Consider the following 13174-nt stretch of genomic DNA (forward strand, 5'->3'; position numbering starts at 1 on the left):
CCTTGTCGGAGTCTTATTGATTCAATCACCCATCATCCGGTTTAGATTGCCCGAATGAATGAAGGCAATCAGGGTAAAACCTGGAGATTAAAAGGGAGGTAGGCCCCTTGTTAGATGTTAATAATTTTGAGTATATGAAAATTGGTCTTGCTTCACCAGACAAGATTCGTTCTTGGTCTCATGGGGAAGTTAAAAAACCAGAAACAATCAACTATCGTACGTTAAAACCAGAAAAAGACGGTTTATTCTGTGAGAGAATTTTCGGACCTCAAAAGGACTGGGAATGTCACTGTGGTAAATATAAACGTGTTCGTTATAAAGGCGTAGTTTGTGACCGTTGTGGGGTTGAAGTCACGCGTGCTAAAGTCCGTCGTGAACGAATGGGTCATATTGAGCTGGCAGCACCAGTTTCACATATTTGGTATTTCAAAGGAATTCCGAGTCGTATGGGTCTTGTCCTGGATATGTCTCCACGGGCATTAGAAGAAGTTATTTACTTCGCATCTTATGTGGTAACTGAAACTGGCGATACAACTTTAGAAAAGAAACAACTTCTTTCTGAAAAAGAATATCGTACATACCGTGAAAAATACGGTAAGAAGTTCCAAGCTGCAATGGGTGCGGAAGCTATTAAAAAACTTTTACAAGACATTGATACGGAAAAAGAAGTAGAAACGTTGAAAGAAGAGCTTAAGACAGCTCAAGGACAACGTAGAACTCGTGCAATCAAACGCTTGGAAGTATTAGAAGCCTTCCGTAATTCTGGTAACGAGCCTTCATGGATGATTCTTGATGTGCTTCCAGTTATACCACCAGAACTTCGTCCAATGGTTCAATTAGATGGCGGTCGTTTTGCGACATCTGACTTAAATGATCTATATCGTCGTGTTATTAACCGTAACAATCGTTTGAAAAGATTGCTTGATCTTGGCGCTCCAAGCATTATCGTCCAAAATGAAAAGCGTATGCTTCAAGAAGCCGTTGACGCTTTAATCGATAATGGACGTCGTGGTCGCCCAGTAACTGGTCCGGGTAACCGCCCATTGAAATCTTTATCACACATGTTAAAAGGTAAACAAGGTCGTTTCCGTCAGAACCTTCTTGGTAAACGTGTCGATTACTCTGGTCGTTCTGTAATCGTAGTTGGTCCTAACCTGAAAATGTACCAATGTGGTCTGCCGAAAGAGATGGCGATTGAATTATTCAAACCATTCGTTATGAAGGAACTCGTTCAAAGAGGATTAGCTCATAACATCAAATCTGCAAAACGAAAAATTGAACGACTATCTCCTGAGATTTGGGATGTACTTGAAGAAGTCATTAGGGAGCATCCAGTATTACTTAACCGTGCACCAACTCTTCATAGACTTGGTATTCAAGCGTTTGAGCCAACATTGGTTGAAGGCCGTGCAATTCGTTTGCATCCGTTAGTATGTACAGCATATAACGCTGACTTTGATGGTGACCAAATGGCCGTCCACGTTCCTTTATCTTCTGAAGCTCAAGCTGAAGCACGTATGCTAATGCTTGCTGCCCAGAACATCTTGAATCCTAAAGATGGAAAACCAGTCGTTACTCCTTCTCAAGATATGGTATTAGGTAACTACTACCTAACATTAGAAAGAGAAGGCGCTATCGGTGAAGGTATGATCTTTAAAGATACTAGTGAAGCGTTGCTTGCATACCAAAATGGTTATGTTCACTTACATTCTCGTTGCGCAGTGCATGCATCATCACTGAATAATGAAACGTTCACGGAAGAACAAAACAGCCAGCTTCTAATCACTACCGTTGGTAAATTGGTCTTTAATGAAATTTTGCCAAAATCATTCCCATATATTAACGAACCTACACGTTATAACTTGGAAACTAAAACTCCAGAGAAATATTTCGTGGAAAAAGGCGCTAATATCCCTGAATTGATTAAAGCACAACCAGCTATTGATCCATTCAAGAAGAAAATTCTTGGTAATATCATTGCGGAAGTGTTTAAACGTTTCAAAATCACCGAAACATCTAAAATGCTTGACCGGATGAAAAATCTTGGATTCAAATATTCGACAAAAGCAGGTATCACTGTTGGTGTAGCTGATATTGTTGTATTAAAAGAAAAACAAGAAATCATTACGGAAGCTCAAACAAAAGTGGATAACGTCCTAAAACAATTTAGACGTGGTCTAATTACCGAAGATGAGCGTTATGATCGCGTCATTTCGATCTGGAGCGCAGCAAAAGATACTATTCAGTCTAAACTGATGAAATCTCTTGACCGACGCAATCCGATCTTCATGATGAGTGACTCCGGTGCCCGTGGTAATGCTTCCAACTTCACGCAGCTTGCGGGTATGCGTGGACTGATGGCCAACCCGGCTGGACGTATCATCGAATTACCGATCAAATCAAGTTTCCGTGAAGGTTTAACAGTGTTAGAGTACTTTATCTCTACACATGGTGCTCGTAAAGGTCTTGCCGATACAGCCCTTAAAACTGCCGATTCTGGTTACCTTACACGTCGTCTAGTAGACGTAGCCCAAGATGTTATCATCCGTGATGATGACTGTGGAACAGACCGCGGCTTGAAAATTTCTGCCTTGAGAGAGGGAACAGAAATAATCGAGCATCTTGAAGAACGTTTAATTGGCCGATATGCAAGAAAAGCCATTAGACATCCAGAAACAGATGAAGTAATTGTGGCTGAAAATGACCTTATCACTGAGGATCTAGCAGCTTATATTGCATCACTAGGTATTGAAACTGCATGGATTCGCTCTGCCTTTACATGTAACACCAGTCATGGTGTATGTAAGAAATGTTACGGACGTAACTTGGCTACCGGTCAGGAAGTTGAAGTGGGAGAAGCAGTTGGTATCATTGCTGCCCAATCAATCGGTGAACCTGGTACTCAGTTAACAATGCGTACATTCCATACAGGTGGGGTTGCCGGAGACGATATTACTCAAGGTTTACCTCGTATCCAAGAAATATTTGAAGCGAGAAACCCTAAAGGTCAAGCAGTTATTTCTGAAATTGAGGGAACTATCGTTTCAATCAATGAAATCCGCGATAAACAACAAGAAATCGTGGTCCAAGGTGCGGTTGAATCACGTACTTATACAGCGCCATACACAGCGCGTTTAAGAGTGTCTGTTGATACTTTCGTTCGTCGAGGCGAGGAGTTAACAGAGGGTTCTATCGATCCTAAAGAATTGTTGAAAGTTACGGATGTTCTTACTGTTCAGGAATACCTACTTCATGAAGTACAGAAAGTATACCGGATGCAAGGGGTAGAAATCGGCGATAAACATATCGAGGTTATGGTTAGACAAATGATGCGTAAAGTTCGTGTTCTTGACGCAGGGGAAACTGAAGTTCTTCCAGGTACGCTATTGGATGTTAACCAGTTCACCGTGGCAAACACAAACGCATTGCTAACCAGCAAGCTACCTGCTACAGGTCGTCCTGTATTACTAGGAATTACAAAAGCATCACTTGAAACGGATTCCTTCTTGTCTGCAGCATCATTCCAAGAAACAACTAGAGTATTGACTGATGCAGCAATTAAAGGAAAACGCGACGAATTGCTTGGACTGAAAGAAAATGTTATCATCGGTAAACTTGTTCCAGCTGGAACAGGTATGCCTCGCTACAGAAAAGCTAACCCTGTTGTCGTAGAGAATCCTGAGACAGTATCGGTTGACTAAAGGATAATTAGACCCAGCTCATATAAATACTGAAGAACTTGATCCCCCTAACGATATTGGGGGATTGAGGTTCGGATTAAATGAGCTGGTTTCTTTTTATTAATAAAGAGTAATCAGTAAAAAATTAGTTATGATAGAACCAATTTGGTAGACTTAAAAACCTATAGAATGATTTAACTGGAAAACCTTTTGCTTAAATAATTTTTTGAAACAAGTTGACAGCATCTGACTAAAAATGATACTATAGCAAAGGTGCTCCTATGTTACCCTGTAACTTTGGAGGATATGGACCATGTCTTATGAAAAAGTAATACAGGCAAAGTCAGTGGTTATAGGAACGAAACAAACAGTTAGAGCTTTGAAGAACAATTTAATTCAAGAAGTTATCATCGCTGATGATGCAGATATATACTTGACTGGGCGTGTTGTTGAGACCGCTAAACTAGTGGATGTTCCTATCACATATGTTGATTCGATGAAAATGCTTGGAAAAGCATGTGGTATTGATGTCGGAGCAGCAACTGTTGCCATTAAAAAGTAAAAATGTTTTTGCAATACTATTTGCAAGGACTTTGTTTTTACCCATTTATGAACCACCTGGATGTGTGGTACTAGACATGAAATTGCGAAGGGAGGAAAAATGTAATGCCTACTATTAATCAATTAGTGCGTAAAGGACGCGAGTCTAAAGAGGTTAAATCTAACTCTCCAGCACTTAACAAAGGCTACAACAGCTTTAAGAAAGCACAAACTAACGTATCATCTCCGCAAAAACGTGGTGTTTGTACTCGTGTGGGAACTATGACACCGAAAAAACCAAACTCCGCTTTACGTAAATATGCGCGTGTACGTTTAACTAACGGTATCGAGGTAACAGCTTATATCCCAGGTATCGGTCACAACTTACAAGAACACAGCGTGGTACTAATCCGCGGTGGACGTGTAAAGGATTTACCAGGGGTACGTTACCATATCGTACGTGGTGCTCTTGATACAGCAGGAGTTAACAATCGTATGCAAAGCCGTTCTAAATACGGTACTAAGCGTCCGAAAGCAGCAAAAAAATAATCCGAGAAAGGAGGAAATATAATGCCTCGTAAAGGACCCGTAACAAAAAGAGATGTATTACCAGATCCAATTTATAAATCTAAACTTGTGACTCGCTTAATCAACAAATTAATGGTTGATGGACAAAGAGGAAAATCACAAAAAATACTTTACTCTGCATTTGAGTTAATTAAAGAACGTACTGGCAATGAGCCAATCGAAGTGTTTGATCAAGCACTTAAAAACATCATGCCTGTATTAGAAGTAAAAGCACGCCGTGTGGGTGGAGCTAACTACCAAGTACCAGTTGAGGTACGTCCAGACCGTAAATCAACTCTAGGTCTTCGTTGGTTAGTAAACTACTCTCGCCTTCGTGGAGAAAAAACGATGGAAGAGCGTTTAGCTTTCGAAATCATGGATGCTGCAAACAACACTGGAGCAGCTGTTAAGAAACGTGAAGATACGCACAAAATGGCAGAAGCTAACAAAGCATTTGCTCACTATCGCTGGTAAGATCAATAACAATAAAATCCTTATAATAGGAAGGAGAAAGACAAATGGCAAGAGAGTTCTCCTTAGCAAATACTCGTAATATCGGTATCATGGCACATATTGATGCTGGTAAAACGACTACAACAGAACGCGTTCTTTACTATACTGGTAAAATCCACAAAATTGGTGAAACACACGAAGGTGCTTCACAAATGGACTGGATGGAGCAAGAACAAGAACGTGGAATCACGATCACATCCGCTGCAACAACTGCACAGTGGAAAGGTCACCGCGTAAACATCATTGATACACCGGGACACGTAGACTTCACAGTTGAAGTTGAACGTTCTTTACGTGTACTTGATGGAGCTGTAGCTGTACTTGATGCCCAATCAGGTGTTGAGCCTCAAACTGAAACAGTTTGGCGCCAAGCTACAACATACGGTGTACCACGTGTCGTATTCGTTAACAAAATGGACAAAATCGGTGCGGATTTCCTTTATTCAGTAGGAACTATCCACGATCGTTTGCAAGCAAACGCTCATCCGGTCCAATTACCAATTGGTGCTGAAGATAATTTTTCCGCTATCATTGACTTAATTGAAATGAAAGCTCATTTCTATTCAAATGATTTAGGAACTGATATCACTGTTGGTGAAATTCCTGCAGAACACCTTGAATTAGCTGAAGAGTACCGTGAGAAATTAATCGAAGCGGTCGCTGAAGTTAATGAAGACTTAATGGAAAAATACCTTGGTGGCGAAGAAATCAGCATTGCTGAATTAAAAGCTGCTATCCGTACTGCAACCGTTAATGTTGAATTCTTCCCAGTTATCTGTGGTTCAGCGTTCAAAAATAAAGGTGTTCAATTAATGCTTGATAACGTTATTGACTTCCTTCCATCTCCATTAGACGTACCTGCAATCAAAGGTACTCTTCCGGATACTGAAGAAGAAGTAGAACGTCACTCAGATGATTCTGAACCGTTCTCTGCTTTAGCGTTTAAAGTTATGACAGACCCTTATGTTGGTAAACTTACATTCTTCCGTGTGTACTCTGGTACATTAGAATCTGGATCATATGTAATCAACTCAACAAAAGGTAAACGTGAACGTATTGGACGTATCCTTCAAATGCATGCAAACAGCCGTGAAGAGATTTCTACAGTATATGCTGGGGATATCGCTGCAGCTGTTGGTTTGAAAGATACGACTACTGGTGATACACTATGTGATGATAAGGATCAAGTTATCCTTGAATCAATGGTATTCCCAGAACCAGTTATCTCACTTTCTGTTGAACCAAAATCGAAAGCAGACCAAGACAAAATGTCTCAAGCTTTACAAAAGCTTCAAGACGAAGATCCAACATTCCGTGCGCATACTGACCAAGAAACTGGTCAAACAATTATCGCTGGTATGGGTGAACTTCACTTGGACATCCTTGTTGACCGTATGCGTCGTGAATTCAGAGTGGAAGCTAACGTAGGTGCTCCTCAAGTTGCTTACCGTGAAACTTTCCGTGGTTCAGCTAAAGTTGAAGGTAAATTCGTTCGTCAATCTGGTGGACGTGGACAATTCGGACACGTTTGGATTGAATTTGGACCAAACGAAGAAGGTAAAGGATTCGAATTTGAAAATGCTATCGTCGGTGGTGTAGTACCTCGTGAGTATATTCCTGCAGTACAAGCTGGATTAGTTGATTCACTTGACCGTGGAGTACTTGCTGGTTACCCATTAGTTGATATTAAAGCAAAATTATTCGACGGATCTTACCATGACGTTGACTCCAATGAAATGGCATTTAAAATCGCTGCATCAATGGCGCTTAAAAATGCTGCTTCAAAATGTAAGCCGGTTATCCTTGAACCTATCATGAAAGTGGAAGTTGTAATCCCTGAAGATTACCTAGGCGATATCATGGGAGATATTACATCTCGTCGTGGACGCGTAGAAGGTTTGGAAGCTCGCGGAAACACTCAAATGGTTAAAGCGATGGTTCCACTATCCGAAATGTTCGGTTATGCAACTTCATTACGTTCAAACACTCAAGGACGCGGAACATTCTCTATGCACTTCGATCACTATGAAGAAGTACCTAAGAGCATTTCTGAAGAAATCATCAAAAAAAATAAAGGTGAATAATTGATTTTCATCTCTTATTAAAGTATAACTACTTATGTAAGCTGTGTTGGAAGAATTTATCTTCTTTCACAGCCCTTATATACTTAAACTATTTTTATATTTTTAAGGAGGAATTCCTAATGGGAAAAGCTAAATATGATCGTTCAAAACCGCATGTTAACGTTGGAACAATTGGACACGTTGACCATGGTAAAACAACTCTAACTGCTGCAATCACTACTGTACTTGCTAAAGCTGGTGGAGCAGAAGCACGCGCGTATGACCAAATTGATGGTGCGCCAGAAGAAAGAGAACGTGGTATCACAATCTCTACTGCACACGTTGAGTACGAAACAGCTACTCGTCACTATGCACACGTTGACTGCCCAGGACATGCTGACTATGTTAAAAACATGATCACTGGTGCTGCACAAATGGATGGTGGTATCTTAGTAGTTTCTGCTGCTGATGGCCCAATGCCTCAAACTCGTGAGCACATCCTTCTTTCTAAACAAGTTGGTGTTCCTTTCCTAGTTGTATTCATGAACAAATGCGACATGGTTGATGACGAAGAACTTCTTGAATTAGTAGAAATGGAAATTCGTGATCTTCTTTCTGAATACGATTTCCCTGGCGATGACGTTCCAGTTATCAAAGGTTCTGCTCTTAAAGCTCTTGAAGGAGATGCTGCTTGGGAAGAAAAAATTCATGAATTAATGGCTGCTGTTGACGAGTACATTCCAGAACCAACTCGTGACACTGACAAACCATTCATGATGCCAGTTGAGGATGTATTCTCAATCACTGGTCGTGGAACAGTTGCTACAGGACGTGTTGAACGTGGACAAGTTAAAGTCGGTGACGTTGTAGACATCATCGGTTTCAACGACGAAGCAAAACCAACAACTGTAACTGGTGTTGAAATGTTCCGTAAACTTCTTGATTATGCTGAAGCTGGTGACAACATCGGAGCTCTACTTCGTGGTGTTGCTCGTGAAGATATCCAACGTGGACAAGTACTTGCTAAGCCAAATACAATCACTCCACACAGCAAATTCAAAGCTGAAGTTTATGTTCTTTCTAAAGAAGAAGGTGGACGTCATACTCCATTCTTCACAAACTACCGTCCGCAGTTCTACTTCCGTACAACTGACGTAACTGGTATTTGTAACCTTCCTGAAGGCGTAGAAATGGTTATGCCTGGAGATAACATTGAAATGTCAGTAGAACTTATCGCTCCTATCGCTATCGAAGAAGGTACTAAATTCTCTATCCGTGAGGGTGGACGTACTGTAGGCGCTGGTGTAGTTGCTACAATCCAAGAATAATCGATTCTAAATCGAATATTGGAAGGGACGCCTTCCGGAAGAAGCAGATGGGACGCCGTCTGCTTCTTTTTTTTGCCTTTAGGATTATAATAGAAGAAACTGGTTAGAAATAGAGATATAGAATCTACTTGTAAATCCTAAAGATTGTATGTATAATAATAAAAGTGTGTTGCACAAGAAAGATTTAAGTTTAACTTGCATTTAACTTGTGTGTTATGTATAATAGACAATGTTGGTCTTTGACTGCGATGATATGGAAGGTTGCTGACACACCCGGCCGCTTTGCCATGGCGAGTGTGTGGGAAATTTCCATTGAGAAGGTCTATTTTATAAAATAGGCGAAAAGGAGGGAAAATTATGGCAAAACAAAAAATTCGTATTCGTTTGAAAGCATATGATCACAGAATCCTTGATCAATCTGCTGAGAAAATTGTTGAAACTGCAAAACGTTCTGGTGCGACTGTTGCTGGTCCAATTCCATTGCCAACTGAAAGATCTATCTATACGGTCCTTCGTGCGGTTCATAAATACAAAGACTCTCGCGAACAATTCGAAATGCGTACGCATAAACGTCTAATCGATATCGTTAATCCAACTCCGCAAACAGTTGATTCATTGATGCGTTTAGATTTACCGTCAGGCGTTGACATCGAAATTAAATTATAATTTATATAATATGAACAATTACTCTAGGAGGTGTGACTTATGACCAAAGGAATCTTAGGAAGAAAAATCGGTATGACTCAAGTTTTTGCTGAAAATGGCGAACTTATCCCGGTAACAGTAATCGAAGCTGCTAACAATGTAGTACTTCAAAAGAAAACTGTTGAAACTGACGGTTATGAAGCAATTCAAGTTGGTTTTGAAAACAAACGCGAAAAGCTTTCTAACAAACCTGAAAAGGGACACGTTGAAAAAGCAAATACTACTCCTAAGCGCTTCATTCGCGAATTCCGCGGAACGGATCTTGCTTCATACGAGATCGGTCAAGAAGTCAATGTTAGTATTTTCGCTGAAGGCGATTTAGTAGATGTAATAGGAATTTCAAAAGGTAAAGGTTTCCAAGGTGCTATTAAACGCCACGGACAATCTCGCGGACCGATGACTCATGGTTCTCGTTACCACCGTCGCCCAGGTTCAATGGGTCCTGTTGCTCCAAACCGCGTATTCAAAGGTAAACTATTACCAGGACGTATGGGTGGGGAACAAGTTACTGTTCAAAACTTAGCTATCGTTAAAGTTGATGTTGAACGTAATCTACTATTGGTCAAAGGTAATGTACCTGGTGCTAGAAAAGCGCTGATCAAAGTTAAAACTGCTGTTAAAGCAAAGTAATTTCTGAGAAAGGAGGAGCAATAGAATGCCAAAAGTTACATTGTTCAACCAAACAGGTTCACAAGTTGGCGACATCGAGCTAAACGAATCCATCTTTGGTATCGAACCTAATAATCATGTATTATTTGAAGCAATCATCATGCAACGAGCTTCCTTACGTCAAGGAACTCATAAAGTTAAAAACCGTTCTGAAGTTGCAGGCGGTGGACGTAAACCTTGGAAACAAAAAGGAACTGGACGTGCGCGTCAAGGTTCTATCCGTTCTCCACAATGGCGTGGCGGTGGTATCGTTTTTGGACCAACTCCAAGATCATACTCTTACAAGTTGCCTAAAAAGGTACGTCGCTTAGCTATTAAATCTGCATTGTCTGCAAAGGCATTGGAAGAAAACATCTTAGTACTTGAAAGCTTGTCTTTCGAAGCTCCAAAAACGAAAGAATTTGTAGCTGTACTAAAAAATCTTTCTGTAGATACTAAAACGTTGATCGTTACTGACGGTTTAGATGAGAAGGTTGCTCTTTCTGCACGTAACATCCCAGGTGTTACTGTGGTTGAAGCTGTTGGTCTTAATGTTCTTGATGTTGTTTCACACAACAAATTGATCTTGACTAAATCAGCTGTCGAAAAAGTAGAGGAGGTGCTTGCATAATGGATGCACGCGATATCATTAAGCGCCCCGTAATCACAGAAGCTTCTTCAGACGCTATGGCTGAAAAGAAGTATACTTTTGAAGTTGATGTTAGAGCTAACAAAACTCAAGTTAAAGATGCGGTTCAAGAAGTTTTCGGCGTAAAAGTTGAAAAGGTAAATATCATGAACTACAAAGGTAAATTCAAACGCATGGGCAAACATGCAGGCTATACTAACAAGCGCCGTAAAGCTATTGTTAAATTAACTGCTGACAGCAAAGAAATCGAGCTATTCGAAGCTTAATTCATTAGAGAAGGAGGGAAATACAAATGGCGATTAAGAAGTATAAACCTACCTCTAACGGTCGACGTAATATGACAACTTCGGATTTTGCTGAGATTACTACAGACAAACCCGAAAAATCATTACTTGCTCCTTTACACAATAAAGGCGGCCGTAATAACCAAGGTAAGTTAACAGTTCGTCATCAAGGTGGCGGCCACAAGCGTCAATACCGTATCATCGATTTCAAACGGAATAAAGATGGTATACCAGGACGCGTTGCTACTATTGAGTACGATCCAAATCGTTCTGCAAACATTGCATTAATTAATTACGTTGATGGAGAAAAACGTTATATCCTAGCTCCTAAAAACCTAGAAGTAGGTTTGGAAGTTATGTCTGGCCCAGAAGCCGATATTAAAGTGGGTAACGCACTTCCTCTAATTAACATCCCAGTTGGTACAGTAATTCATAACATCGAATTAAAACCAGGAAAAGGTGGACAATTAGTCCGTTCTGCAGGTACATCTGCACAAGTACTTGGTAAAGAAGGTCGTTATGTTCTTGTACGTTTAAATTCTGGTGAGGTTCGTATGATTCTTGCTACTTGCCGTGCTACAATCGGTCAAGTTGGTAACGAACAACATGAACTTATCAACATTGGTAAAGCTGGTCGTAATCGTTGGTTAGGTAAACGCCCAACTGTACGTGGATCAGTAATGAACCCGAATGATCACCCACACGGTGGTGGTGAAGGTAAAGCACCAATCGGACGTAAATCACCAATGTCTCCTTGGGGTAAACCAACTCTTGGATTCAAAACACGTAAGAAGAAAAATAAATCCGATAAATTTATCGTTCGTCGTCGTAAAAAATAACGGGGTTGAGCTACGGTTCATTAATCGGACCGTAGAACGATCACGAAGGGAGGTACTCGCATGGGTCGTAGCTTAAAAAAAGGGCCTTTTGTTGATGATCATTTATTGGTAAAAGTTGAAAAATTAAATGAAGCAGACAAGAAACAGGTAGTAAAAACTTGGTCTCGTCGCTCAACAATCTTCCCGCAATTCATCGGACATACAATCGCTGTTTATGACGGTCGTAAGCATGTGCCGGTTTATGTAACAGAAGACATGGTAGGTCACAAACTAGGCGAATTCGCGCCTACACGCACTTATAAAGGTCACGCAAGTGATGACAAGAAAACAAGACGTTAATGAGAGGAGGGCATCTCATGCAAGCAAAAGCTGTCGCTAGAACAGTTCGTATTGCTCCTCGTAAAGTGCGTTTAGTCGCAGACTTAATTCGAGGAAAACAAGTAGGTGAAGCAGTAGCGATTCTTCGCTTAACACCAAAATCTGCTTCTCCAGTCGTAGAAAAAATTCTGAAATCTGCTATCGCAAATGCAGAACATAACTACGAAATGGATATCAATAACCTAGTCGTTTCAGAGGCATACGTTAACGAAGGACCAACATTAAAACGTTTCCGTCCTCGCGCTCAAGGTCGTGCGAGTGCAATTAACAAACGTACTAGTCATATTACAATCGTTGTATCAGAAAAGAAGGAGGGGTAATCTGTGGGTCAAAAGGTAAATCCAGTCGGTATGCGTATCGGGATCATCCGTGATTGGGAATCCAAATGGTACGCTGATAAAGACTACGCAGTTCTTTTGCATGAAGACCTTAGAGTTCGTGAGTATATCGCGAAACGTCTAAGTGATGCTTCTGTATCCAAGGTTGAAATCGAACGTGCAGCTAACCGCATCAATGTATCAGTTCATACTGCTAAACCAGGTATGGTTATCGGTAAGGGCGGCACTGAAGTTGAAGCACTTCGTAAAGCATTAAACCAATTAACTGGCAAAAGAGTTCACATCAATATCATCGAAATCAAAAGAGCAGATCTTGATGCGAAATTGGTTGCTGAGAACATCGCTCGTCAATTAGAAAATCGTGTTTCATTCCGTCGTGCTCAAAAACAAGCTATTCAACGTACAATGCGTTCAGGCGCTAAAGGAATCAAAACTCAAGTTTCTGGTCGTCTTGGCGGTGCAGATATTGCTCGTGCTGAACACTACAGCGAGGGAACAGTTCCACTTCACACACTTCGTGCTGACATAGATTATGCTCATGCTGAAGCAGATACTACTTACGGGAAGCTAGGCGTGAAAGTTTGGATCTACCGTGGAGAAGTTCTTCCTACTAAGAAGAAATCTGAGGAAGGAGGAAAATAA

The 13174-nt window shown here is 40.7% G+C and carries 14 protein-coding genes; all 14 read left to right on the forward strand.

Annotated features, from left to right (window positions below; translation table 11 throughout):
- The first annotated feature begins 107 nt into the window (after positions 1–107).
- The 14 genes from rpoC (at position 108) to rpsC (ending at position 13174) form a co-directional block, all read left to right on the forward strand.
- Complete coding sequence (rpoC, locus tag AC503W_RS00650) at positions 108–3701, forward strand: DNA-directed RNA polymerase subunit beta' (RefSeq protein ID WP_402875721.1); 3594 nt, start codon at positions 108–110, stop codon at positions 3699–3701.
- 292 nt (positions 3702–3993) lie between these two features.
- Positions 3994–4242: a 50S ribosomal protein L7ae-like protein gene (locus tag AC503W_RS00655; protein WP_402875719.1), complete on the forward strand. Its 249-nt coding sequence runs from the start codon at positions 3994–3996 to the stop codon at positions 4240–4242.
- Between the two features lie 104 nt (positions 4243–4346).
- Complete coding sequence (rpsL, locus tag AC503W_RS00660; RefSeq protein WP_402875717.1) at positions 4347–4769, forward strand: 30S ribosomal protein S12; 423 nt, start codon at positions 4347–4349, stop codon at positions 4767–4769.
- Between the two features lie 21 nt (positions 4770–4790).
- Positions 4791–5261 (forward strand): 30S ribosomal protein S7, encoded by a 471-nt coding sequence (gene rpsG / locus AC503W_RS00665; protein WP_402875716.1) that lies wholly within the window; start codon positions 4791–4793, stop codon positions 5259–5261.
- 44 nt (positions 5262–5305) lie between these two features.
- On the forward strand, positions 5306–7384 hold the full coding sequence (gene fusA / locus AC503W_RS00670; RefSeq protein ID WP_402875714.1) for an elongation factor G: 2079 nt from the start codon (positions 5306–5308) through the stop codon (positions 7382–7384).
- 119 nt (positions 7385–7503) lie between these two features.
- Complete coding sequence (gene tuf, locus AC503W_RS00675; protein WP_402875712.1) at positions 7504–8691, forward strand: elongation factor Tu; 1188 nt, start codon at positions 7504–7506, stop codon at positions 8689–8691.
- Positions 8692–9048: 357 nt separating this feature from the next.
- On the forward strand, positions 9049–9357 hold the full coding sequence (gene rpsJ / locus AC503W_RS00680; protein ID WP_402875709.1) for a 30S ribosomal protein S10: 309 nt from the start codon (positions 9049–9051) through the stop codon (positions 9355–9357).
- Between the two features lie 39 nt (positions 9358–9396).
- On the forward strand, positions 9397–10026 hold the full coding sequence (gene rplC, locus AC503W_RS00685) for a 50S ribosomal protein L3 (RefSeq protein ID WP_402875708.1): 630 nt from the start codon (positions 9397–9399) through the stop codon (positions 10024–10026).
- A 25-nt stretch (positions 10027–10051) separates the two neighbouring features.
- The gene (gene rplD, locus AC503W_RS00690; RefSeq protein ID WP_285769165.1) at positions 10052–10675 is read left to right on the forward strand and encodes a 50S ribosomal protein L4; all 624 of its coding nucleotides are present in this window, start codon (positions 10052–10054) and stop codon (positions 10673–10675) included.
- Positions 10675–10959: a 50S ribosomal protein L23 gene (rplW, locus tag AC503W_RS00695; RefSeq protein ID WP_402875704.1), complete on the forward strand. Its 285-nt coding sequence runs from the start codon at positions 10675–10677 to the stop codon at positions 10957–10959. The genes rplD and rplW overlap by 1 nt, the downstream gene beginning before the upstream one ends.
- Positions 10960–10985: 26 nt before the next feature.
- Positions 10986–11816, forward strand: coding sequence for a 50S ribosomal protein L2 (gene rplB / locus AC503W_RS00700; RefSeq protein ID WP_402875702.1), 831 nt, complete (start codon positions 10986–10988; stop codon positions 11814–11816).
- 60 nt (positions 11817–11876) lie between these two features.
- Positions 11877–12155, forward strand: a complete 279-nt coding sequence (gene rpsS, locus AC503W_RS00705; RefSeq protein WP_034305018.1) for a 30S ribosomal protein S19 — start codon at positions 11877–11879, stop codon at positions 12153–12155.
- A gap of 17 nt (positions 12156–12172) precedes the next feature.
- Positions 12173–12514 carry a 50S ribosomal protein L22 gene (gene rplV / locus AC503W_RS00710; RefSeq protein WP_061440384.1) on the forward strand — a complete coding sequence of 114 codons (342 nt, stop codon included), beginning with the start codon at positions 12173–12175 and terminating at the stop codon, positions 12512–12514.
- Positions 12515–12517: 3 nt separating this feature from the next.
- A complete protein-coding gene (gene rpsC / locus AC503W_RS00715) occupies positions 12518–13174 on the forward strand; it encodes a 30S ribosomal protein S3 (protein WP_402875700.1) in 657 nt (218 codons plus the stop codon).

It is taken from the genome of Peribacillus suis (assembly GCF_059384845.1).

Coding starts and splice junctions, on each gene's coding strand:
- rplW (WP_402875704.1), top strand. CDS start 10,675: ATGGATGCACGCGATATCATTAAGCGCCCCGTAATCACAGAAGCTTCT.
- rplC (WP_402875708.1), top strand. CDS start 9,397: ATGACCAAAGGAATCTTAGGAAGAAAAATCGGTATGACTCAAGTTTTT.
- rplV (WP_061440384.1), top strand. CDS start 12,173: ATGCAAGCAAAAGCTGTCGCTAGAACAGTTCGTATTGCTCCTCGTAAA.
- AC503W_RS00655 (WP_402875719.1), top strand. CDS start 3,994: ATGTCTTATGAAAAAGTAATACAGGCAAAGTCAGTGGTTATAGGAACG.
- fusA (WP_402875714.1), top strand. CDS start 5,306: ATGGCAAGAGAGTTCTCCTTAGCAAATACTCGTAATATCGGTATCATG.
- rplB (WP_402875702.1), top strand. CDS start 10,986: ATGGCGATTAAGAAGTATAAACCTACCTCTAACGGTCGACGTAATATG.
- rpsL (WP_402875717.1), top strand. CDS start 4,347: ATGCCTACTATTAATCAATTAGTGCGTAAAGGACGCGAGTCTAAAGAG.
- tuf (WP_402875712.1), top strand. CDS start 7,504: ATGGGAAAAGCTAAATATGATCGTTCAAAACCGCATGTTAACGTTGGA.
- rpsJ (WP_402875709.1), top strand. CDS start 9,049: ATGGCAAAACAAAAAATTCGTATTCGTTTGAAAGCATATGATCACAGA.
- rpsS (WP_034305018.1), top strand. CDS start 11,877: ATGGGTCGTAGCTTAAAAAAAGGGCCTTTTGTTGATGATCATTTATTG.
- rplD (WP_285769165.1), top strand. CDS start 10,052: ATGCCAAAAGTTACATTGTTCAACCAAACAGGTTCACAAGTTGGCGAC.
- rpsG (WP_402875716.1), top strand. CDS start 4,791: ATGCCTCGTAAAGGACCCGTAACAAAAAGAGATGTATTACCAGATCCA.